This window comes from Nocardiopsis sp. B62 (assembly GCF_018070675.1).
Lineage (GTDB): Bacteria > Actinomycetota > Actinomycetes > Streptosporangiales > Streptosporangiaceae > Nocardiopsis > Nocardiopsis prasina.
Map to the genome: position 1 here is coordinate 100,695 of NZ_JAGPXK010000013.1, position 22,830 is coordinate 123,524.

13 protein-coding genes are annotated in these 22,830 nt (G+C 70.1%); all 13 read right to left on the bottom strand.

What is annotated here, in order from left to right; genetic code table 11:
- Positions 1 to 6: 6 nt before the first annotated feature.
- Complete coding sequence (locus KBX21_RS15880; protein ID WP_210842366.1) at positions 7 to 8,046, bottom strand: type I polyketide synthase; 8,040 nt, start codon at positions 8,044 to 8,046, stop codon at positions 7 to 9.
- 417 nt (positions 8,047 to 8,463) lie between these two features.
- Positions 8,464 to 9,729, bottom strand: a complete 1,266-nt coding sequence (locus tag KBX21_RS15885) for a styrene monooxygenase/indole monooxygenase family protein (RefSeq protein ID WP_049576897.1) — start codon at positions 9,727 to 9,729, stop codon at positions 8,464 to 8,466.
- A 77-nt stretch (positions 9,730 to 9,806) separates the two neighbouring features.
- A complete protein-coding gene (locus tag KBX21_RS15890) occupies positions 9,807 to 10,364 on the bottom strand; it encodes an ATP/GTP-binding protein (RefSeq protein WP_210842367.1) in 558 nt (185 codons plus the stop codon).
- 22 nt (positions 10,365 to 10,386) lie between these two features.
- Positions 10,387 to 10,746 (bottom strand): DUF742 domain-containing protein, encoded by a 360-nt coding sequence (locus KBX21_RS15895; protein WP_013151545.1) that lies wholly within the window; start codon positions 10,744 to 10,746, stop codon positions 10,387 to 10,389.
- Between the two features lie 47 nt (positions 10,747 to 10,793).
- Positions 10,794 to 11,219 carry a roadblock/LC7 domain-containing protein gene (locus KBX21_RS15900; protein WP_017543700.1) on the bottom strand — a complete coding sequence of 142 codons (426 nt, stop codon included), beginning with the start codon at positions 11,217 to 11,219 and terminating at the stop codon, positions 10,794 to 10,796.
- A gap of 93 nt (positions 11,220 to 11,312) precedes the next feature.
- Positions 11,313 to 13,811, bottom strand: a complete 2,499-nt coding sequence (locus KBX21_RS15905; RefSeq protein WP_307869223.1) for an ATP-binding protein — start codon at positions 13,809 to 13,811, stop codon at positions 11,313 to 11,315.
- 638 nt (positions 13,812 to 14,449) lie between these two features.
- Positions 14,450 to 15,703 (bottom strand): crotonyl-CoA carboxylase/reductase, encoded by a 1,254-nt coding sequence (gene ccrA, locus KBX21_RS15910; protein ID WP_210842368.1) that lies wholly within the window; start codon positions 15,701 to 15,703, stop codon positions 14,450 to 14,452.
- Positions 15,704 to 16,054: 351 nt separating this feature from the next.
- Complete coding sequence (locus tag KBX21_RS15915) at positions 16,055 to 17,866, bottom strand: ABC transporter substrate-binding protein (RefSeq protein ID WP_210842369.1); 1,812 nt, start codon at positions 17,864 to 17,866, stop codon at positions 16,055 to 16,057.
- Positions 17,863 to 18,054, bottom strand: a complete 192-nt coding sequence (locus KBX21_RS15920; RefSeq protein ID WP_049579828.1) for a membrane protein — start codon at positions 18,052 to 18,054, stop codon at positions 17,863 to 17,865. The genes KBX21_RS15915 and KBX21_RS15920 overlap by 4 nt, the downstream gene beginning before the upstream one ends.
- 6 nt (positions 18,055 to 18,060) lie before the next feature.
- A complete protein-coding gene (locus KBX21_RS15925) occupies positions 18,061 to 19,212 on the bottom strand; it encodes an ABC transporter ATP-binding protein (protein ID WP_210842370.1) in 1,152 nt (383 codons plus the stop codon).
- Entirely contained in the window at positions 19,205 to 20,275 is a 1,071-nt protein-coding gene (locus KBX21_RS15930; protein WP_210842371.1) for an ABC transporter ATP-binding protein, read from the bottom strand. Before KBX21_RS15930 ends, KBX21_RS15925 begins: the two co-directional genes overlap by 8 nt.
- Before the next feature lie 5 nt (positions 20,276 to 20,280).
- On the bottom strand, positions 20,281 to 21,159 hold the full coding sequence (locus KBX21_RS15935; RefSeq protein WP_049579929.1) for an ABC transporter permease: 879 nt from the start codon (positions 21,157 to 21,159) through the stop codon (positions 20,281 to 20,283).
- A 278-nt stretch (positions 21,160 to 21,437) separates the two neighbouring features.
- Positions 21,438 to 22,529: an ABC transporter permease gene (locus tag KBX21_RS15940; RefSeq protein ID WP_210842372.1), complete on the bottom strand. Its 1,092-nt coding sequence runs from the start codon at positions 22,527 to 22,529 to the stop codon at positions 21,438 to 21,440.
- Between the last annotated feature and the right edge of the window lie 301 nt (positions 22,530 to 22,830).

The following is a 22,830-nucleotide window of genomic DNA, read 5'->3' on the forward strand; positions in this document are numbered from 1 at the left end:
TCCTCGTCATACGCTCGGGCCTCGCAGGGCGAGGTTCACCAGGTCGTCGACGCCCATGGCGTCGATGGCGTCCCCCTCCCCGTCCATCTCGGGAGGCGTGTCCGTCCGGTGCTGGGCGGGCGGTTCGTCGGTGGCCTGGGGCTCCGGTGCCAGAAGACCGACGAGGTACCGCGCCAGAGCCCTGGGGGTGGGGTGGTCGAAGACCGCCGTGGCCGGGACCCGCACACCCACGGCCGCGCTGAGCCTGTTGCGCAGTTCGACGCTGGTCAGCGAGTCCGTGCCCTGTTCGGTGAAGGGCCGGTCCGGGTGCACCTCGGCCACCGACCCGGACCGGTGGCCGAGCACCACGGCGGTGTGCGCGCGGACCTCGTGCAGCAGGGCCCGGGACAGCTCGTCCGCTTCCATGGCCTCGAAGCGCGCGGCGGGATCGTGTTCCTCCCCCGGGGCGCTCCCCCCGGTCTGTGCGTCGGAGGCGGCGGTCGCGGCGGAATCGGCGCGGGCGGGCAGGAGGTCCCTGAGTACGCTCACGCCTGGGACGGGGGAGAGCCACGCGGGGACGGCGTGGACCAGGTCACGGGCCATGGCGGCGTCGAACAGGTCGAGCGCCGCGTCCGGCCGCATCGGCAGCAGCCCGCCGCGACCGAGGACGGCGAGGTCGCTCTCGTCCAGGTGGTCGGTCATGCCACCGCCCTCCCACAGGCCCCACGACAGCGACACCGCGGGCTGACCCGCGTCGCGCCTCACGTGCGCCAGGGCGTCACAGAAGACGTTGGCCGCGGCGTAGTTGCCCTGCCCCGGGTTGCCGACCACACCCACGGCCGACGAGAACAGGACGAAGGACGACAGGTCGTCGGTGAGCTCCTGCAGGTTCCACGCACCGTCCACCTTGGGTCGCAGGACCGTGTGCAGTCGCTCGGACGTCAGGGCGCTAACGGTCGCGTCGTCGAGGACACCCGCGGCGTGCACGACGGAACGCAGCGGCCGATCCTCGGGGATCGAGTCCAGGACACGGGCCAGGTCCTCACGGTCGGCCGCGTCGCAGGCGACCACCTCCACCCGCGCTCCGAGCGCCTCCAGCCTGGCGGTGCGCTCGGCCTGACCGGGAGTGCCGGGACCACGGCGACCGAGCAGCAGCAGGTTCCGGGCCCCGTACCCGGTGACCAGGTGGTGGGCCAGGCGGTTGCCGAGGTCCCCGGTCCCACCGGTGATCAGGACGGTGCCCTCCTGCGGGAAGGGAGCGGGCACGCGAAGAACGAGCTTGCCCACGGTCTCACCGCGTTGGAGGGCCCGAAAGGCCGTCTGGACCTCACTGACGTCGTGGACGGTCGTGGGAAGCGGCCGCAGGGCCCCCTCCTCGAACAGCTCCATCACGCGGGCGAGCATGTGGCCGATCCGTTCCGGATCCACCTCCGGCAGACTGAACGCGGCGTAGGAGCAGCCGGGGTGGTCGGCCGCCACGGTGTCGGCGTCGCGGATGTCGGTCTTGCCCATCTCCACGAACCGGCCGCCCGGGCCCCGACCGTCACTGGGTGAGCGAAGAAGGCGCAGGGACGCGTCCACGAACTCGCCGGTCAGCGAGTTGAGGACGACGTCGACGCCCTCGCCGCCGTTGGCCTCTCGCAACCGGTCCTCGAACTCCAGCGTTCGGGAGGAGGCCATCCGCTCAGGGGTCAGACCGTAGGCCGCCAACTCCGACCACTTGTGGGGGCTCGCGGTGCCGAACACCTTCGCACCCATGTGTCGGGCGAGCTGGACGGCGGCCGTCCCGACTCCCCCGGCGGCCGCGTGCACGAGCACGCTGTCGCCGGGCCGCACGGCGGCCAGGTCGACCAGCCCGTGGTAGGCGCTCAGGAAGGCCACCGGGACGGCCGCGGCCTGTTCGAAGGTCCACCCCTCGGGTATGCGGGCCAGCCGGGCCCGGTCGGCCACGGCGAAGGGACCGAAGGCACCGCCGAACATTCCGGCCACCCGGTCCCCGGGAGCCAGGTCCGACACCTCGGCGCCGACCTCCAGGACGACTCCCGCACCCTCGATGCCGATCCCGGTCTCCCCTTCGACCAGTCCCAGGGCGACCACCACGTCCCGGAAGTTGACGCCGGCGGCCCGGACGGACACCCGGACCTCTCGTGGCGCCAACGCGTCCAGGGCCTCCGGCGCGGGCAGCGCCTCCAGGGAGTCGATGGAACCGGGGCTCAGCGTGTCCAGCCGCCACGAGCGCGTGTTGGGCGCCACCGCCTCCACCGCCGTGTCCGAGGCGCGCCTCAGCCGGGGGACGAGGACGGCGCCCGAACGCAGTGCGATCTGGGGTTCGTCGAGACCGAGCGCGACGGACAGCGTCCGGTGGGACTCCACGGCGCCGTCTGAGTCCAACAGCACCAGACGGCCGGGGTGCTCGCGCTGGACGGCTCGAAGCAGGCCCCAGACCGGGGCGGCGGCAACCCCGGGGAGCGGTTCACCCGGGTACGTGGCCACCGCCCGCCAGGTGACCAGCGCCAGGCGGGAGTGCGCCGTGCGCTCGTCCGCCAGCCACGCGCGGACCGATTCGAGGGCTGACTCCAGCCCCCGCCGTACCCTCTCGTGCAGGGACCCGCCCTCGGTGTAGACCACGTGCGCGGGCAACTCGGCGCAGACCAGCTCGGGGACGGGCGCCCCCGGCTCCACATCCTCCAGCGAGGGGAGCGCCCCGGGGATCGGGTCCTCGGCGGCCTGCTCCGACGGAGGTGCCACTCGCTCCCACACGAGCTCGTACAGTTCGGGGATCTCACCCGGCTCCGGTTCGGGCAGCGTGTCCTCGGCCAGGGGCCTCAGGGTCAGCTCGTCCACGCTCCAGAGCGCGCGTTCGCCGTCGGGGCCGGTGGCCAGCAGCCGGTAGCGGTCGTCGCCCAACGAGGTGAGCCGCGCCCTCAGGCGCCGCGGTGTCTCCCCTCCCTCGGTGCGGGCCAGCCGGACCCCGCCCCACGCGAACGGCACCAGGGGGCCGTGGTGGCCCTCGGCCCGGTGGTTGCGAAGTACGGCGTGCAGGACCGCGTCGGTCAGGGCGGGGTGGGGGCCGAGGAAGTCCGCGCTCTCACCGGCGGAGTCCGGAAGCTCGACATCCAGGAAGAGTTCGCCCGCGTGCCGGTGCACCGACCTCAGTCCGCGGAAGGCGGGACCGTAGTCGTAACCCAGGGCCCGCAGGGCGGCGTAGTCGACCGGAATCCGTTCGGCGCCGTCCGGGGGCAGGGTGCCGACACCCCCACCCGTCTCCGAGGCGGCGTGCGCGTCGCCCGTCTCCCGGGGCTTCGCACTGGCGACGGCGCCGGAGGCGTACCGTATCCACGGGCTGTCGTCCGTGGTCTCACGGCGCGCGTACACGTTGGTCTCGCGGTGCCCTCGGGCGTCGCGGGCGCCGACGATGACCTGGAGCTCCGCCGTTCCGGCCCCGCCCAACGTCAGGGGGGCCTCCAGTACCAGGTCGGAGACAGTGTCCGCGCCGACGGTCGCCCCCGCCCTGGCCACCAGGTCCACCACCGCGGTGCCGGGGAGCATCACCCTCCCGAGCACGCGGTGGTCCGCGGCCCAGGAATGGCTGGAGACGGAGACGCGGCCTCGGAAGACCGCTCCGCCGTCGGCCAGGGTGAGTCCGTCGTCGAGAAGCGGCTCCACCGGTTCCACCGGTCGGACCTCGGGCCCGCTCGGCAGCAGCCAGTGGCGGGAGCGCTGGAAGGGATCGTCGGGCACGGTGACCGGGGCACCCTCGTCGGCCACCCCTTCCAACACCACGTGTGCGTTGGTACCGCTGATTCCGAAGGAGGACACCGCCGCCCTCCGGGGCCGCCCGGTGTCGGGCCACTCGGCCCCCTCGGACAGCAGGCGGACCCCACTGTCCTTCCACTCGACCCGGTCCGTCGGTTCGTCGGCGTGCAGGGTCCGGGGCAGGCGGCCGTGGCGCAGCGCCTCCACGGTCTTGATCACGCCGGCCACACCCGCCGCCGCCTGGGCGTGGCCGATGTTGGACTTGAGGGAGCCCAGGAGGAGGTCGTGTTCGCGCTCGCCGCCGTAGACCGACATCAGCGCGGTGGCCTCGATGGGGTCCCCCAGACGTGTTCCCGTCCCGTGTGCCTCGACCGCGTCCACCTCGGCGGGGTCGAGTTCGGCGGTGGCCAGGGCCTGGCGGATCACCCGCTCCTGGGCCTCCGGGTTGGGTGCGGTCAGACCGTTGGAGGCGCCGTCGGAGTTGACCGCGCTGCCGCGCAGCAGCGCCAGCACGGGCCGACCGTTGCGGCGTGCCTGGGAGGCCCGTTCGAGCAGGAGGACACCGGCTCCCTCCGCCCAGGCCGTTCCCTCGGCCCCGGCGCCGAACGCACGGCAGCGCCCGTCTGCGGAGAGTCCGCGCTGGGCGGAGAACTCCAGGAACATGCCGGGGGTGGCCATGACGGTGGCGCCTCCGGCCAGGGCCATGGAGCACTCGCCCCGGCGCAGGGCGGAGGCAGCCTGGTGCAGGGCCACGAGTGATCCGGAACAGGCGGTGTCGATGGTCAGGGCGGGACCGTGCAGGCCGAGCACGTAGGCGATACGGCCGGAGGCGACGCTCAGGGTGCTCCCGGTCAACCGGTACCCCCCGTCGGCCTGGCTGGCGGGGTCGGCCAGACGGGAGCCGTACTCGGTGGGCATCGCGCCCACGAACACGCCCACCTGTTCACCGCGCAGGCTGGCCGGGTCCATTCCGGCTCGTTCGATGGCCTCCCACGAGGTCTCCAGAAGCAGCCTCTGCTGCGGGTCCATGGCGTCGGCCTCACGGGGGCTGATCCCGAAGAAACCGGGGTCGAACAGGTCCGCGTCGTGAAGGAACCCGCCGTTGCGCGTGTAGGTGCGACCGGGGGTGCCGGGCTCGGGGTCGTAGAGGCCGTCCAGGTCCCAACCCCGGTTGTCCGGGAAGGGCCCGATGGCGTCGGTCCCCTCCTCCACCAGGCGCCACAGCTGCTCCGGGGAACGCACCCCGCCGGGCAGACGGCAGGCCATCGCGGTGATCGCGATCGGGTCCTCGTCGGCCGGGGCGACCACGGGGGCGGTCACCGCCGGGGCGGCGCGACGCGGAGCCGTGCCCTCCCGCGCGGGAACACGGGGATCCTCTCCGCGTTCCCTCGCGACGTGCCCGGCCAGGGCGGCCGGGGTGGGGAGCTCGAAGAGGACGGAGTCCTCGAGTCGGACCCCCGTCTCGTCCTCCACCAGGTCGGCCAGTTCGAGCAGCATGATGGAGTCGAAGCCGAGGTCGCGGAAGGCGCGGTTCTCGTCGGCGGGGTCCAGCTCGTCCAGCTCCAGGACCCGGGCGCTCAGGGACGCCACCAGACCGGCGGTCCCCCCGCCCTCCCGGTCCAGAGGTTCGGACGCGCGTTCGGCCTCCGGGGGCTCGTCGGCCAACACCGCCGGCAGGGACTCCGGCCAGAACCTGGTCCGCTGGAAGGGGTAGGTGGGAAGGTCGATCCGGTGGGCCCCCGAGCCCCGGAACAGGCTTCCCCAGTCGACGTCCAGGCCCGAGGTGAAGGCCTGGGCGGCGGCGGTCAGCAGTTGGGCGGAGTCACCGTGGTCCCGGCGCAACGTGGGCAGCACCGTACCCCGCACCCCGTGGGCGTCGAGTACACCCTCGACCCCCCGGGCCAGGACCGGGTGCGGACCGACCTCCACGAACGCGGTGTACCCGTCGGTCAGGGCCCCGGCCACCGCCTCGGCGAAGCGGACCGGGTTGCGCAGCCCCTCGTACCAGTACCGACCGTCCATGACCGGCTCGTCCGTGCCGAGCACGCCGCCGGTCAGTGTCGACAACACCGGAACCCGGGCCGGCCTCGGCGTGACACCCCTCAGTTGTTCGAGCAGGGTCTCGCGGATCCGTTCGACGTGCGCCGAGTGCGAGGCGTAGTCCACGTCCACGAGGGCGGCGTGCACACCCTCGTCCACGCAGTGGTCGACGGCGGCGCGGACCGACCCCGGGTCGCCCGAGACCACCACGGACTCGGGGCCGTTCACGGCCGCCAGGTGGAGGTCCGGCAGGGTCTCCAGGAGTTCCCGGACCCGCTCCGAAGAGACTCCGAGCGAGGCCATGGCACCGCTGCCACCGAGCGCCGTGAGCGCCTGGCTGCGCAGGGCCACGACCTTGGCGGCGTCCTCGAGGGTCAGGACCCCCGCGACGTGGGCGGCGGCGATCTCGCCCTGGGAGTGACCGATCACGGCCGCGGGGCGTACGCCCAGGGCCTCCCACACGCGGGCCAGCGCCACCATGACCGCCCACAGGACCGGCTGGACGACGTCCACACGCGCCCCGGATCCGACGTAGCGGGGTGCCCCCGGCTCCCCCCTCAGCACCCGGGTGAGGGACCAGTCGACGTGCGGGTCGAGGGCGCGCTCACACTCGCGCAGCCTCCGACCGAAGATCCGGGCGAGCTGACCGTCGCTGTCCAGGAGCGCACGGGCCATGCCCTCCCACTGCCCGCCCTGTCCGGGAAAGACCAGGACCGGGCCGCGCCCGTCGTGTTCGGTCATGGGCGCGCCGGAGGGACGGATCGACTCCAGCTCGCGGGTGCCGCTGCCCCCGGGAGCGAGGATGACCGCGCGGTGGTCCATGACCGTGCGGGTGGTGACCAGCGAGTAGCCCACGTCCTCAGGGCGCAGTCCGGGTCGTTTCGACACGAAGGAGTGCAGGACCGACGCCTGGGCACGCAGTGCGTCCTCTGACCGCGCCGTGAGGACCCAGGGCACCGGGTCGAGCGCGCCCTCCCCCGGATCCTGGCGGGTGTCCGACGACCGCCGGGGCGGCGGGGCCAGAACGAGGTGGCAGTTGGTGCCGCCCATACCGAAGGAGGACACCCCCGCCAGCGGAGTGTCGGTCGGCCAGGGCTCGCGCACGGTCTGTGGGAGCAGCCCCAACCCCTCCAGGTCGATCTCGGGGTTGGGGGTGGAGAAGTTCCGGGTCGGGGGCAGCAGCCCGTGGGAGAGGCTGAGCACCACCTTGAGCAGGCCGACGATCCCGGCCGCGCCCTCAAGATGACCCACGTTGGTCTTGGCCGAACCCACCCGTAGGGCTCCGGGACGCCCGGCGAAGACCGAGCCGAGGGCGGCGGCCTCGACCGGGTCACCGGCCGGGGTGCCCGTGCCGTGCAGCTCCACGTAGCCCACGTGGGCGGGATCGATCCCGGCCCGGCGGTGCGCCGCGCGCACGACCTCCGCCTGCCCTTCCGGTTCGGGTCGCGCCAGGAAGGACGTGGGGCCGGAGTTGTTCACGGCCCCGCCGGAGAGCACCGCGTGGATGTGGTCCCCGTCCGCGAGTGCGCGGTCGAAGGGCTTGAGAACCAGCACGGCCCCGCCCTCGCCCCGGACGTAGCCGTTGGCGCGGGAGTCGAACGTGTAGCAGTGGCCGTCGGGTGAGAGGCCGCCGAACTGGGCCACGTGCTCGGTGCTCTGGGGCAGGAGGATGAGGTTGACACCGCCGGCCAGCGCGAGGTCGCACTCGCCGTTGCGCAGACTCTCCATGGCCGCGTGCACGCCGACCAGGGAGGAGGACTGGCCGCTGTCGACGGTCATGCTGGGCCCGCGCAGACCGAGCGTGTAGGAGACGCGGTTGGCGATCATGCCCCGCTGGCCGCCGGTGAGGCTGTGGTGCGAGGCGGGCAGGTCGCGCAGGAGATGCGAGTAGTCCGAGGCGATCGCTCCGGTGAAGACGCCGGTCCGGGTCCCGTGCAGGCTGTCCGGGGCGGTCCGGGCGTTCTCGATGGCCTCCCAGCTGAGTTCCAGCATGAGCCGTTGCTGGGGGTCCATGGCCACGGCCTCGCGGGGGGAGACCCCGAAGAAGGCGGCGTCGAAGTCCTCGGCGCGGTCCAGGTAGCCGCCCCAGTGGTGGTCCCGCTCCGTCGACGTCCACCCGAGGCGTTCGGGCGGCGGCGTGATGGCCTCACGGCCCTCGCAGAGCAGCCGCCAGAAGGAGTCCGGGTTCGAGGCGCCTGGCAGGCGACACGCCAACCCGACCACGGCTATGGGCGAGCGAGCAGCGCCGCCGCCGTCAGCATCCCTGGTCATCGCGTTCCTCCGGTCGAACTCGACGTCCTCGCCCCGGGCGGGTCCTGGCCCGAGGGCATGTCACGGGGTTGGCTTGCGAGTCTCGTGAAGGTGCACGCGCACCGCTCATACCTCAGAGATCGAGGGCAGTGACGGACACAGGATGCAACCGCAATACCCGTGATCCCCAGTGGGACCAACAAGCCGAACACGACTCATTTGGCACGTGAATCACACGTGCCCCACGGCCGTGCCGAGCAATACGCAGAGGGGATCGTATCCGCGATTCAGGACACATGACAACGGAACACTATTTTTCGGTCATCACACTGACCCCATTCCGTGCGCGACACAATCAGAAATTCAACAAATCTGTTACCAAAAGGAAATGCCCGATGTCCGCGGACATCGGGCATTGCGAGGCGCGCTCGGAACCGGTCATCCCCCGTTGCGCGCCCGAACCTCGGCCAGGTACTTCATGGACTCCTCCGGGTCGAGGAGCCAAGACGCGTAGTCAGGAGGATAGTCCCAGCCCTGGATCCAGCGGTCGGCGACCTCCGAGTGCGTCGAGGCCGTCTCGACCAACTCATAGAAGTGGGTGGGCAGGTCACCCTGGTCCCACAACGTGGAATTCATCTCGGACCACATCTGGTTGTGCAGACCGAATTCCCAGAACCGGTCGAAGGTCCTCACCAGGAAATCCTCATCGAACTGGCGATCGCCGTGCTCCATGATGGACTCCAGGTAGGCCTTGGCGCACCTGGTGGAATTGTTCCAGCTCTGCCCCACGTAGGGGTCCATCGTGACGACGACGTCCGCCATCCCGAGGACCTTCCCCCCGGAGGGCAGCGTGCCCACAGGGTTGCGTACCTGGGGAGTCAGCTCCTCGATCAGGGTGCTGCGGCCGCCCTCCACCAGCACGGTGTCCTTGACCCGCTCGTAGTACTCCGGGGAGTACTGGCGAAGCAGGTCCTTCATACGGCGCAGCTGTTCCTCGGGGCCCGGACGGTCCGGCCAGGCGTCCATGGGGCCGCCGCGCTTGTCCACCATGAGCAGGTTGTGGCAGGGGCCGTCCTGGCTCAGCATGGGGATGAAGATGGTGTTCCCGGCCTCCCGGGCGGAACAGGCCCAGCCGACGTTGTCGTCGTCCTCCGTGCTCGGCCAGACGTCGTAGATCTGCGCCTGGGCGATGGACCGGGGGCGGGCTCCGCTGAACCTGCTCTCGTCGTAGTCGAAGAGCTGGCCCAGCTCCCCGTGGCCGACCGCGACGATGATCAGGTCGAACATGCGGGAGAAGTAGTCGAGGTCCGTCACGGTGACACCGTGGATGACGACCTTGCCTCCCCGGTCCTCGAAGAACTCCAGCCAGTCGGCCATCTTGACCCGGCGGTCCACCGCCACCATGTAGTCGTTGGCCTTGCCGGTCCGTCCCTTGAGGGACAGAGTCGGACGGTCCGCACCGGGGTAGAGGTGGACTCGCTGCTCCCGGATCTGGGGGCTGAGGGCGCTCCACAGATCCAGCTCGTACTCGCGCTCGTAGTCCAGGGCCGTCGGGAAGGTGAACTGGGTGACTGACGGCCGCCCGGTCCGGATCTCCGTCGAGGACTGCCCCGTGATCACCGTGACGTCGTAGCCATGGGTCAGGAGACCGTGAGCCAGGTGCAGGCCGGCGTGGCCAGCGCCGACGATAAGGATCTTGCGCATTGTGTCGCTAACTTTCCTGGGAATCTACGGGGGCTGCGGGGAGGATCGGCCAGAGGGGGTCCGAACGCCCCCGCCCGTCAGGCGACGGGCTCGCTGGCTCGGTTGTGCTCCAGCGCGTACCGCAACAGGGTCTTGAGCACGTCGCCGCCGGACGTCCTGTGTCGCGCGTCGAAGTCGATGATGGGGACCTCGGGACTGACCTCCAGAGCCTCGCGGACCTGCTCGGCGGTGTAGTCCAGGCGCCCCTCGAACTTGTTCAGCGCCACGATGTAGGGAATCCGCTTGTTGGTCTCGAAGTAGTCGACCGCGTCGAAGGAGTCCGCGAGCCTTCGGCAGTCGACCACGACGACGGCGCCCACGGCGCCGCAGACCAGATCGTCCCACATGAACCAGAACCGGGCCTGCCCCGGTGTACCGAACATGTACATGACCAGCTCGTCGTCGATGGTGATTCGGCCGAAGTCCATCGCGACGGTGGTCGTCGTCTTGTCGGGTGTGACCGAGGTGTCGTCGTGCCCGACACTGGCCTCGGTCATGATCGCTTCGGTAGTGACCGGCGGAATCTCCGACACCGAGCGCACCAAGGTCGTCTTGCCGGCACCGAAGCCACCGGCGATGACGATCTTGCTCGACATCTTCTTGCGATTCGACCTGCTGTCACTGGAAAAGTCGTTCGAGACCACGAAGAGCCCTCTCCAGAACCTGGTTTTCGGACGGACTGCTGCCGGTGATGGTCGGGTGGATGTACACCAGGTCCTGCTCGGCCAGGTCACTGACCAGAACCTGAGTCACACCCAGGGGGATGTTCAACTCAGCCGACACCTCGGCGAGAGACCGCGTCTCCCGGCACAGTTTGTAAATACTGATCGACTCCGGCATGAGGGTGCCAGGAGGTTCCTGCCCGGGCTCGGACGTCGAGACCAGGGTCTGCACCATCAGCGGATGCCGTGACCGCGTCCGCCCACCCGTGAAGGTGAACGGGCGAACACGGTTACTCCTTCGCCTGCGGAAGCTCATAGCCGCGGCAACCTCATTCCTGCCGAACCGTTACGGGTCACCGCTCGTCAGTTCTGGATGACCTCGCGCAGCTGCGAGCGCAGCTGCGGAGTGAGCACGTGGGCGACGTTGTCCACGAGCTTGGCCATCTGGAAACCGACGATCTTCAGCTCCGTACCGGGTGCGGTGAGCACCGCCATGCAGGAACCGTCACTGATGGCCATGATGAACAGGTGGCCGTGGTTGAAGCGAACCAGAAGCTGCTCGCACTCCCCCCGCTGGAACAGACTGGCACCGCCGACCGCCAGGCTGTGCAGCCCGCTCGCGATGGCCGCGAGCTGTTCGGCGTGCACCTCGGGGAAGTCACTGGAGTGGGTCAGGACCAGGCCGTCGGAGGAGACCACCACGGCGTGCTCGACACCGCGCACGTCCCGGACGAACCGGTCGATGAGCCACGAGAAGTTCTCAACGCTGTCGTTCGTGGATTCAGTCATGGTTGTGCTCTACCTGCCTCGGCCGAAGGTCGTGTTCGCTGGGGGTCTGGGGTCTGGGGCCCGGTCGGAACGTGCGGGCCCCCGTTGGGAGGGTCATTCCTTGTCGTCCTCGAGCTCCTCGCCGTCGAGCGCGGCGCGTTCCCCGTCGAGGAAGTCGCCGAGCTCGTCACGGATCTGTTCCGCACGGGCCTCACCGGTGAGCCTGGGCGGGGTCTCCTCCCGGCCCTTCGGCGGGGGCGGCGCGTTGTCCGAAAGCGCGTCGGGGTGCGGCATCATCCGCAGCGGCGAACCGTGCGGGGTGGCGCTGCGTCGGGGCAGGCCCGCCGAGGTGACCGTCGCGCTGCCTCCGGCGGAGGGCTGCGGCGGGGGCTTGGGACTTCCGGCGCCGTTGACCGCACGGCCGTCGGAGGACTGCTGTGGAATCGGGCCGGTCGAGGTCACGGGAGCGCTCGCGCTGGGAATCGTGGCGGTACTGGTCTGTCCGGGGGTCCGGGGCGTGGCCACCCGCAGGAGTTCCTTGGGCACGATGGTGTACGCACTGACCCCTCGGAAGGAGCGCGACTCCAGCCTGGTCTCCAGGTTGTGCTTCTGCGCGATCCGGCTGGCCACGTACAGACCCATGTGCTTGGGGACGTCGTCGTCCAGGACCGGGTCACCGTCGAGCCGGCTGTTGAGTTCCACCAGCTGGGCCTCGGGGATGCCCACTCCCTCGTCCTCGACGACGATCATGAGGCGGCCGTCGTCCAGTTCGCGGGCGCTGACCACCACCTGGGAGTGCTCCGGCGAGTTCGCGGTGGCGTTGTCCAGCAGCTCGGCCAGGAGGTGGCTGATGTCGTCGGCGGCCAGACCGGTGATGGAGGTCTGCGGGATCTTGCCCAGGCTGACCCTGGGGTAGTCCTTGATCTCCGAGGTCGCGGCGCGGGCCACGTCGAGCAGCGGGACGATCTCGTCGTGGGCGTCGGACTCTCCGCCGTCGTGCCCGGTCAGCACCAGGAAGTTCTCGCCGTTGCGTCGCATACGGGTCGCGAAGTTGTCGATCTGGAAGAGCTTGTCGAGCAGATCGGGGTCCTGAGCCCCGGTCTCCAGGGCCTCGACCATCTCCAGGAGCGCGTCGACCAGGGAGAGGTCCCGCATGGCCAGACCGGCGAGCGCCTCGTTGAGGAGGTCTTCCTGAACCTCGCCCCGCGGAGCGGAGCCGACGTCGGTCGGCTCGGCCGTCCCGACACCGGCGGTCTCCGTGACGGGTGCGTCGGCGGAGGCCTGACCCTCCTGGGCCCGTGTCCGCGTCTCGGTGGCGGTCGGAGCCTCCTCGGGCTCGACCCCCTCCTCCTGGGCCGGTTCGTCGGCGGTGCGCGTGTCCGTCCCGTTCTCGGAGCGGGTGAGCGCCCGGTCCTGGCCGATCTCAGGGGAGACCGACGGCTCGGCGCGCTCGGCGAAGAACGTGGCGGCCGACTCGGCGGTTATCACCTGGGGCTGCTGGCCGGCGGCGAGCACGATGACGTGCTGGACCGGCTGGCCGTAGGGGTTCATCTGCCCGTAGGGAGAGAACTGGCCCGGGTAGACGACCGGCTGGCCCGGAAGGACGTAGCCGGGCGGCTGGTAGGGCAGCGGATAGGCGCTCTGGTACGGCAGCGGCGGCGGGTAGGCCGGGTAGTGCGGCGCGGGCGGCTGCGGGGCGTAGTCGGCCCTGGGGTACCCGGCGTACGGGTGGCCCTGGGCCTCGTGCGGCGGCCGCTGGTAGCCGTGGGGCGCTGCCTCGGGACGGCCGTAGCCGTGCCCCTGGTACCCGGGGGCCTGGGGGGCCTGTTCCGGGTGACCGGGGAAGTAACGGGGCTCCTGGTACCCGTAAGCCTCGGGGTAGCCCTGGGGCTGGTGGCTGCGGGCCTCCGGGTAGCCCTGGGGGTCCCGGTAGCCGTGCTCGGGCTGGCCCTGGTAGCCGTACGGGGCCTGGGGGCCCTGACCGGTCGCCCGGTGGTCCCGGCCCGGCTCCGACCCCTGGGGGTGGGCGGGCGCGGGGCGCGGCTGCTCGTACGGCGAGTCACCCTGAGGGGACGTCCACTGCGCCTGGGGCGCGGCGGTGTCGGCGGCGGGCCACCTCGACTCGACCGGCGCGGCAGGGCGCTGGGCGCCGCCGTGAGCGGCCTCGGGCGGGCCCGGGTCGACCCTGGGTGCCTCGGCCCTCGGGGGCTCGTGATTGGCACGCTGCCCCGGCGTGTGCCGTGGGGCGGCGGCGGGTTCCGGTGTCGCCGGTGCCGTGGGTGACACAGGGGCCTCGGGCCGCTCTGTGTGCTCTGATGCTCTGGGGCTGTCGGTCATGGTGTCCGTGGTGGCGGGGATGTGTGGGCTGCGCGGTTCGGGCTCGTTGAGTCCGACTCCGCGCCACTGGCCGACCTGGTTGGCTCCGGTGTCGACGTCGTCGATCTCCAGGTTCCGGGTCGTGTAGGGGTTGGGGACGCTCACCCTGGAGGTGGGACGGTAACCGTTCTCGGCGGACGCGGAGAAGGGTCCGGTGGGGGGCTCCGTCGCGGCTGTCTCCTCGCCGTCCGACGTTCGGTCGGTGTTCTGCGAGTGCGGATGCACGGGCTGATGCACGGGATTTCCTTGCTCGGTCTCCGGTGACGGGGGTTCCTGGGACTTGACCATCCGGGAGATGGCCCGGCGGAACCTTCCTTCGCGCCTGGTTCCACGCCCATCCTCCGTCGACATCATCTTGGCCAGGGAGTGGTCATCGCGCTCCTGCGGTGACTGCGCCTGTGCCACAATCTCGTCTCCTCGCATCAGGTGGGCGGATGGCGGTGGCCCCGCACCACCGCCCTGACCAGGGAGGAAATCGTTTCTCGGGTCCTTTGGGCCCGCGAGACGACCAGACGCCCCTAACGCCGGGGGGACGCCTCGACGGTTCTGGCGGGAGAGGGGGTTCGTGGCGCGTGGCCGGGGGTCGGCGGCGAGCATCCGATCCGGCGGACAAGTGTCCCCGCTCCACACAATTCCCGAACTTCCACCGGGAACCGTCGTTCGGTTCGTCAGACTAACAAAGGACGCCCAGCTTGACAGAAGAATCGAAGATCCGCCGAAAGGGCACCGGGCACCCCTGGGGTGACGTGGGAAAACTCTGAGAAAGTGACCTCTCGGACCACTTTGAAATCAGTGCTTTTGTCATGATTTGTCTGATTCTTGCCGGGTGTCACCTTCTTGTGGCGACACCCGGCGCCCCACCCGCCACACGTCGGTCAGAGGTCGATCCCGACCTGCCCCGGAGCCGCGTTGACCAGGGCAGCCATGTTCCCCGGCGGCTGCTGGTTGTCACGCAGCAGCTGGTGCGCGACGCCGATCTCGTCGAACGGTACGGTCTTGGTCACACAGGGGTCCAGCTGACCGTTCGCCACGAGGTCGATCACCATGCGGCACTGCGCGGGCGAGGCGAAGTGCGAACCCTGGAGGCGCTTGAGCCGCATCCACAGGAAGCGCAGGTCGATGTCGGCCTGGAAGCCCGAGGTGGCTCCGCAGATCACCACCATCCCGGAGTTGTCGCACAGATAGAGCGAGGTGGGCAGGGTGTCCGCCCCCGTGTGCTCGAAGACGATCCTGGGCGCGCGCCGCTCGCCCAGCTCCTGCCAGAACCTCTTGCCGAACTCCCGCACCCCCCGCATCCACTCCGCGTAGGCCTGGGTGTCGCTCTCGTCGGGGACCCGGCCCCAGTGGTCGAAGTCGGTGCGCAGGATCGTGCCGACGGCACCGAGCTCGCGGCACACCTCGGCCTTCTCCGGGGTCGAGACCACGGCGATCGGCCTACCGCCCACCTGACGCGCCAGCTGGATCGCGGAACTCCCCAGACCGCCCGCGCCGCCCCAGATCAGCACTGGGTCGCCCGGTCGCACGACGTTGGGCTCCCAGCCGAAGAGCTGGCGGTAGGAGGTGGCCGCGCTGACGAGGAAGCCGCCCGCGACCTCCCAGGTCATCGTGTCCGGCTTGCGGTGGCACTGGACGTCCTGGACCAGCGAGAACTGGCCGAAGGAGCCGTAGTTGTGCTCATAGCCCCACACGCGCATGCTCCGTGAGGCGATGGGGTCCCGACCCATCCGGATGTCGTCCGAGCTCTCGTCCCACTGCCCCGGGGAGATGATGACGTGGTCACCGACCTCGACCCCGCGCACGCCCTCGCCGACGGCCCAGACCACGCCCGAGCCGTCGGAGCCGCCGATGTGGTAGTCCTCCGTGGCCCCCGCCTTCTCCCGCGCGGCGATGACGTCGGCGGGGTGGCCCATGGCCGCCCAGATGTTGTTGTAGTTGATGCCCGCGGCCATCGTGTAGACGAGGACGTGACCGGGCCGCAGCTCCGGCACCGGAACGACCTCCTGGGCGAACGCGTCACGGGGCTCGCCGTAGCGCTCACGCCGGATGGTGAAGGCGTGCATCCGCTCGGGCACGTGGCCCAGCGGGGGAACCTCACCGAGGTCGTACAGGTCCTTGAGGTCCTTGGACATGGTGCGCCAGTCCTTTCCAGAGCCGGGAGGCGGGGGCTGTCGGGGGACGTAGGGCGACCGGCGTGCGACCGCCGGGGCCGGGGGGTCGGTGGGACGGAGGGGGTCGGCGGGATGGAGGGGATCGGTGAACGACAGCGCGCATGCGCGTGCGAATGCACGGGAGACTACCCCGCTTCGCCTTGAACGCGCACAAACGGTCTCTTGGGGGACAAACTCACGCATGCCCGTAATTCACGCGACGACGCCGGACACCGGCCGGGGCGGGCACGCCGGCGGGGGCGGGGCCCGAAGGCGCCCGCCCCCGCTCGGGACCGGCTCGGTTCACCCCCGGGTCACGGCCGGGGGTCAGTCTCAGCTGTCGACCGGCTCCAGCTCGCCCCGGATCAGCGCCAGGATGACGTGGTTGTCCTGGTACTGCTCGTTCTGGGAGGTGGGGGTGTCGGTCGGGAACTCCTTGACGCGAACGCCCTCGACCGCCGGGGAGAGGTACTTGTAGGTCCAGATCGGGATGCGGGGAAGGAGCTCGTTGAAGACGATGGCCAGCGTCTTCAGGGCCTCCTTCTGCTCGTCCTCGTTCTCCGCCCGCTGGGCGGTGTCCACCAGCTCGGCGATGTCCACGTCTCCCTGGGAGGGGCTCTCGACCTGGAGGTCGAATCCCTGGCCCGGGGAGTCCTCGGTTCCGGCGTTCTCGGTGAGGAAGTTCATCTGGAAGGCGCCCCAGTAGTCCGGCTGCTCCGGGTTGCCCCAGTGGCGCACGGCCACCTCGAAGTCACCGGCGCCCCAGATGCCCCACGGGTTGTCCTCGGGCACGTTGCGCGCCTCGGTCTTGATACCGAAGGCGTTCCAGGCCTCCTCGACCTGGGTGGCGGTCAGCTCGAAGTCACCCCAGCCCGCGACACCGATGACCTCGAAGCTGGCCTCCTCCCCGTCCGGGAGGAGCCACTTGCCGCCCTCCTTGGTCCAGCCGGCGTCCTCCAGCAGCTCCGTGGCCTTGTCCAGGTCCTGGTCGAAGTTCTCGAAGTCCTCCAGCTCCTCGGCCGTGAGGATCTCCTCGGCCTGGATGTCGGCCAGGCCCGCGTAGTGCGTGACGCGGCTGTAGCCGTCGCCCCGGGCCACCTGACCGATCTGGTCTCCGTCGAGGACGTAGGCGAGCGCCTTGCGCACGCGCACGTCCTGGACCTCGGGCTTGGCCTTGTGGTTGAACATGATGCCGCAGCCGTCGTAGCCCGCGTGCTCCACCCAGCGGAAGCCCTCCACGCTCTGGAAGGCCTGCTGGTCGGCGGCGCTGGGTGCCAGGGTGGAGTAGTCCACCTCGCCCTGCTGCACCAACAGCGCCGACTGCCGGTTGTCACCCTTGTGGACGACGACCTCGTCGAACTTCACCTCGGTGCCCTGATAGCCGTCCTCGTTGCGCACCAGGGTGATGCGCGCGTCCGACATCTGCGCCTCGTCGAACATGTACGGGCCGCTGCACACGATCTCGTCCGGGTTGAACTCGATGAACCCGGCGTTCCACTCGGAGTGCTCGTCGTCGCCCTGGCGGACACCGTCGTTGACCATCTCGACCGCGCGCTCGCCGAACTCCTCGTAGGTGGCCTTCGAGACGATGCGGTGCTTGATGATGCTCCGCTCGATGTTGGGGAACGGGTTCTCGAAACCGAGGCGGACGCTGAGGTCGTCCAGCTTCTCCAGGTTCTGCACCTGGGGGAAGCCGAATCCCCACGGAGGGGCCTCCAGAACGCGCATGGCGTAGCTGCGGATCATGTCGTCGGCGTCGAGGTCGTTGCCGTCGCTCCACTTCAGCCCGGAGCGCAGGGTCAGGACGAGGTCGTTCCCGTCCCACTCGTGTCCCTCGAGCAGGAGGTAGTCCCAGTCGTGCTCGGCCCAGTTGAAGACGCCGCCCGGACACAGGAACAGGTCCTTGTACACGGAGCCGAGCAGGAGAGCGCCGTCCTCACGGTGGACGTTGCGCGTCATGGAGTCCAGGTCGTAGTCGAAGACCCCGGTGAACTGGGTGGCGTCGGAGCTGCCGCCGCTGTCGGCGGAGCAGGAGGACAGCAGTCCGGCGCCCGCCACCCCGACCGAGCCGAGACCGACGGCCTTGAGGAGCCGCCTTCTGCTCAGATCGTTCAGGATCGCGTTGCGCGAGGGGGTGGAGGTCATTCTTGACGCTTCCTTTCCAGAAGGACGGCGAGCAGACCGAGGGCGAGTACGGCCAGGCCGACACCGACGGTGACGACACTGATGACGAACTCGGCTGTGCCGGGGGATGTGATCACGGCCATGAGGGTGCAGGCGAGGGTGAGGAAGGCTCCGACGAACAGGCCGAAGCGTCCGATGAGGAGCAGCAACTCACCTCACCCCCTGGTCACGACATGGCAGGCCAGCAGCCGGTCGTGGCTGCGGACCAGCGGCGGCCGCACGGTGTCGCAGCTGCCCTGGGCGTAGATCGGGCAGCGCGGGTGGAAGTCGCACCCGGGAGGCAGGTCGGTGAGATCGGGGATGTCCGAACTGCGCAGCCGGACCCGCTCCTTGCTCCGCGCCAGGTCCGGGTCCGGTTCGCAGACCGCGGAGATGAGCGCCTTGGTGTAGGGGTGCTGGGGGTCGTTGACCACCTGGGGGGTGGGCCCGTGCTCCACGACCTTGCCCAGGTACATGACCGCGATCTCGCCCCGCCAGGCGAAGTACTTGGCCACGGCGAGGTCGTGGGTGATGAACAGGAAGCTCACGCCGAGTTCGTCGCGGAGCCTGCCAAGGGTGTTGAGGAGGCTCACGCGGATGGACACGTCCAGCATCGACGTGGACTCGTCGGCGATGATGACCTCGGGTTCCATCGCCAGGGCGCGGGCCACGGCGACACGCTGGCGCTGGCCGCCGGACATCTGGTGGGGGTACTTGTCCAGGTAGTCCTCGGCCGGGGTGAGGTCGACGCGCTCCAGCAGGTCGGCGGCGACCCGGCGGGCCTCGTGGCGGTTCTTCACCAGCTTGTGGCGGCGCAGCCCTGCGGAGACCGTGGAGTAGACGGTGCGGACCGGGTTCAGGGAGGCGTAGGGGTCCTGGTGGATGTACTGGACCGAGCGCCGGAAGGCCGCCCGCTCCTTGCGGTCCATGGTGGCGACGTCCCTGCCTCGGAACAGGACCGAACCGGCCGTGGGGCTGGACAGGGCGGCGGCCATGCGGGCCGTCGTGGTCTTGCCGCAGCCGGACTCCCCCACCAGGCAGAGGACCTGGCCGGGCCGGACGTCGAGGTCGACCCCGGCAACGGCGGGGACCTCGCCCCGCGACGTCCGGAAGACCTGTTGGGCCCCCTTGAGGGTCAGCACGGGGGGCTGGGCGCGGCGCTCGTCCGCCTCAATGGCCTTCGTGGTGCTGGCGGCGTCGATGACGGTGCCGGGCGGCGGGTCGCTGGGCGCGGGGGCTCCGCGGTGCCCGACCGTGTCGGCGGCGCGCGGCGCGGTGTCGTCTGGGCGCGGTTCGGCGTGGGTGGGGTTGACGGTCCGGTCAATCACGGGAGACCCCCTCGGCGTGGAGTGCGGCGTCGGTGGAGCGCAGGCAGGCGGCCGTGTGGCTCAGGCCCGCGTCGCGGTGCTTGAGAACGTCGAGCGTGGGGCGCGTGGCCGTGCAGGCGTCCAGGGCGTGGGCGCAGCGCGGCGCGAACGCGCAGCCCGGGGGCAGGGAGTGCAGGCTGGGCGGGCCGCCCGGCAGGGACTCGGGGACGTGGAGGTCGCCCACGACGGGGGGCACGGAGTTGATCAGCGCCGAGGTGTAGGGGTGCCGGGAGCGGTGGAAGATGTCCCGGGTGGTCCCGGTCTCGATGAGCCGACCGGCGTACATCGTGCCGACCCGGTCGGCGAGTTCGGCGGCCAGTCCGAGGTCGTGGGTGATGAAGACCATCGAGAACCGCAGTTCCTCGCGCAGCTCGGCGAGGCGCTCCACGATGGACCGCTGGGTGAGGATGTCCAGGGCCGTGGTGGGCTCGTCGAGGATGATGAGCTGGGGGTTGAGCGCGAGGGCCAGGGCGATGAGGCTGCGCTGGCGCATGCCGCCGGAGAGCTCGTGCGGGAAGCTGTCGAGGACGCGCGCCGGGTCGAGGCGCACCATCTCCAGCAGCTCGGCGGAGCGCTCGATGATCTCCTTGCGGGTGCGGCGGCGGCCGGCGGGTTCGTGGGCGCGGAAGGTGTCGAGGAAGTGCTCCTCGATCCGCAGCACCGGGTTGAAGGCGTTCATGGCGCCTTGGAAGACCATGGCCGCCTCGTTCCAGCGGAAGCGGCGCAGCTTCTCCTTCTCCAGGGTGCGCACGTCCACTCGGGTGCCGTCCTTGCGGCGGAAGAGGATCTCGCCCTTGGAGACGACGCCGGTGCGCGGGAGCAGGCGCAGCAGTCCGAGACCGAGGGTGGTCTTGCCGCAGCCGGACTCGCCGACCAGGGCCATCGACTGGCCGGGGTGGAGGTCGAAGGAGACGTCGTGGACGGCGGTGACCTGGGTCCTGCGCCCGGTCCGGTAGCCGACGTCGACGCCGCGGACGGACAGCAGGGGGCCGGGGGCGTCCGGGGTGGCGGGGAGGTCGTTCACGGGGCTCACCTGTCCCGGAGTCGTGGGTTGAGGGCCTGTTCAAGGGAACGGGTCATGGTCACCAGCCCGATCTGGAAGAGCATGATCATCACCATCGGGGCGATGAGGAAGGGCGCGGCCTGGGGCAGGAGGAAGGCGTTGTTGTCCCAGGCCTGCTGGATCATCAGTCCCCAGTTGTCGGCGGTGCTGGGCAGCAGGCCCAGCAGGTACATGCCGACGACCGCGTAGATGGCGTTGGTGATGGCGATGATGAAGTTGATGAAGATGTAGCCCAGCATGTTGGGCAGCACCTCGACGAAGAGGATGCGCGCGGTGCCGAGGTCCTGGAGCCGCGCCGCCTCGATGAACTCGCGTTCCTTCAGCGAGAGGACCTGTGCCCTGATGGACCTCATCAGGAACGGCCAGGTGACCAGGCCGATGATGAGGGAGACCACCATCGGGGAGGAGGTGCGGTAGAAGGAGGCGATGACCAGCATCAGGACGATGAAGGGGATGGTCATCGTGATGTCGGTCAGCTGGAGCAGCAGGTGGTCCAGACGGCCTCGGACGTACCCGGCCACCGCGCCCAGGACCACGGCGATGGCGACGGTGATGAGGGCGGCGACGAAGCCGACCAGGATGGGTTCGCGTCCGCCCAGGATGAGCTGGGTGAGGGTGTCCTTGCCCTCGTGGTTGGTCCCGAGCCAGTGCTCGGAGCTCATGGGACCCCAGATCCTGCTGACGTCCGTGGGGTTGTGGTGGTCGATGAGCAGGGGGCCGACGAAGGCGAAGAGGAGGACGCTGAGGACCAGGCAGAGCCCGATGAACCCGCTGGTGCTGCGGGTGATGCCCTGCCAGATGGTGCCCCAGACGCCCGTTGACGCTGGTGCGGTGGTGACTGCCATGGGTCGTCCCTTTAGTGCGTGTCCGGTGGATGCTGCCCGTTGCGAGCGGTGCGGACGGGTGTCCCGTGCCGAAGGCGTCCGTTGGGGTTGGTGGCGGGTGACGTGTGGGCGGTGCTGGCACGGGGTTCAGGAGGGTGGGCCCCTGCTGTGCTCGGCTCGTAAGGCTCCGCGGTGGTCGCGCGGCGGGGCCCGCCCGGGTCTGGCTGTCGGCTGGTGGGAACGCCGTGCCGGTGCGGCTGGGGCGACGCGCGGCAGGGCGCGTGTCCGACGAACACGCCCTAGTTCCGGATGCGCGGGTCGAGCCTGCTGTAGAGCAGGTCGGAGACGAGGTTGGCGATCACCACGCACGAGGTGATGATGATGAGCAGCCCCTGCAGGAGCGGGTAGTCGCGGTAGTTGACCGCGTCGAGGAGCAGCCCGCCCACGCCCTTGTAGACGAGGACCTGTTCGACGAAGATCGCGCCTCCGACCAGGGTTCCGAAGGAGATCGCGATCTGGGCGACCAGTGGCAGGACGGCGTTGCGACCGACGTAGGCGGTGGCGATGCGTCCGTCGCGCAGGCCCCGGGCACGGGCCACGGTCACGTAGTCCTCGCCGAGCACCTCGGTGGTGGAGGCCTTCATGACGAGCATCCAGGTGCCGATGATGGCCAGCACGTAGGTGCCGATCGGCAGCGCCGCGTGGAAGAACGCGTCCCCGACGAACCTCAGCGTGAACTCCGGTTGGACGCCGGGACTGAGGGTTCCGCGCAGTTCGATGGGGTTGAACCAGCCCAGGTACATGCCGCCGCCGACGACCAGCACCATGGCGATGAGGTAGTTCGGGACGGCGCCGAGAACCGAGGCCACGACGCTGAGCACGTGGTCCAGGATCTGGTTGCGGCGGTAGGCCATGATCATGCCCAGTGCGAGGCCGAGGGCGATCGCGACGAGGGTGCCGACGCCGATGCTGAAGAGGGTCCAGGGGAGGTAGGCGCCGATGGCGTCGGTGACGCTGAAGCCGGGGCGGTTGATGGTGCCGCCGAGGTCGAGCGTGAACAGCCCGACGATGAACTCCCACCACTGCCGGAAGAGGGGCGCGTCCGGGTCGTAGGCCAGCGAGTGGATCGCGATGGCACGGGCCTCGTTCATCGACATGCCGCCCTGGGTGAGGCGGCCCGCCATGACGTCGATGGGGTCGCCCGGCATGGCGCGGCCGAGGAAGAACGTCACGTTGGCCACCACGAAGACCACGACGAGGGCCTTGCGTACCTTCACGAAGACGTAGTTGCGCCAGACCCGGGCCAGGAGGCGTTGGGTCGTCCCTGGGGCGGCGGGCGCGGGTTCACCGGTGTCCGGGGGTGGTGGGGAGGCCGCGATTTCGGTGGCCACGAGGCTCCTTCGAGCAGGGGGCACGGCGGTGGTGGGGGAGATGGGGGCGAGCACGGAACTATTAGGAAACTTTCCTAATAGAACATCACGGTAACGCCACCGATGTGGCTCACGCCACCCTCGTGACCAAACGGCGTCTTTTGCGCGACAGGATCGGCATCACAAAAAGAACAAACAATGACATAACAGCACAAACAACCGAATGGCTTGTGGCCGTATTCGGCCACTCGTCCAAAGACGCTACTTTTGATGGTTTTGCGGCTCTCTGGGCGCTTCGTACTGTCACGGAGTCATCACTCAC

What these genes read in the sequence shown, in the direction of transcription:
- KBX21_RS15900 (WP_017543700.1), bottom strand. Translation starts at nt 11,219, where the DNA reads ATGACTGAATCCACGAACGACAGCGTTGAGAACTTCTCGTGGCTCATC.
- ccrA (WP_210842368.1), bottom strand. Translation starts at nt 15,703, where the DNA reads ATGTCCAAGGACCTCAAGGACCTGTACGACCTCGGTGAGGTTCCCCCG.
- KBX21_RS15885 (WP_049576897.1), bottom strand. Translation starts at nt 9,729, where the DNA reads ATGCGCAAGATCCTTATCGTCGGCGCTGGCCACGCCGGCCTGCACCTG.
- KBX21_RS15895 (WP_013151545.1), bottom strand. Translation starts at nt 10,746, where the DNA reads ATGAGCTTCCGCAGGCGAAGGAGTAACCGTGTTCGCCCGTTCACCTTC.
- KBX21_RS15880 (WP_210842366.1), bottom strand. Translation starts at nt 8,046, where the DNA reads ATGACCAGGGATGCTGACGGCGGCGGCGCTGCTCGCTCGCCCATAGCC.
- KBX21_RS15935 (WP_049579929.1), bottom strand. Translation starts at nt 21,159, where the DNA reads ATGGCAGTCACCACCGCACCAGCGTCAACGGGCGTCTGGGGCACCATC.
- KBX21_RS15890 (WP_210842367.1), bottom strand. Translation starts at nt 10,364, where the DNA reads ATGTCGAGCAAGATCGTCATCGCCGGTGGCTTCGGTGCCGGCAAGACG.
- KBX21_RS15915 (WP_210842369.1), bottom strand. Translation starts at nt 17,866, where the DNA reads ATGACCTCCACCCCCTCGCGCAACGCGATCCTGAACGATCTGAGCAGA.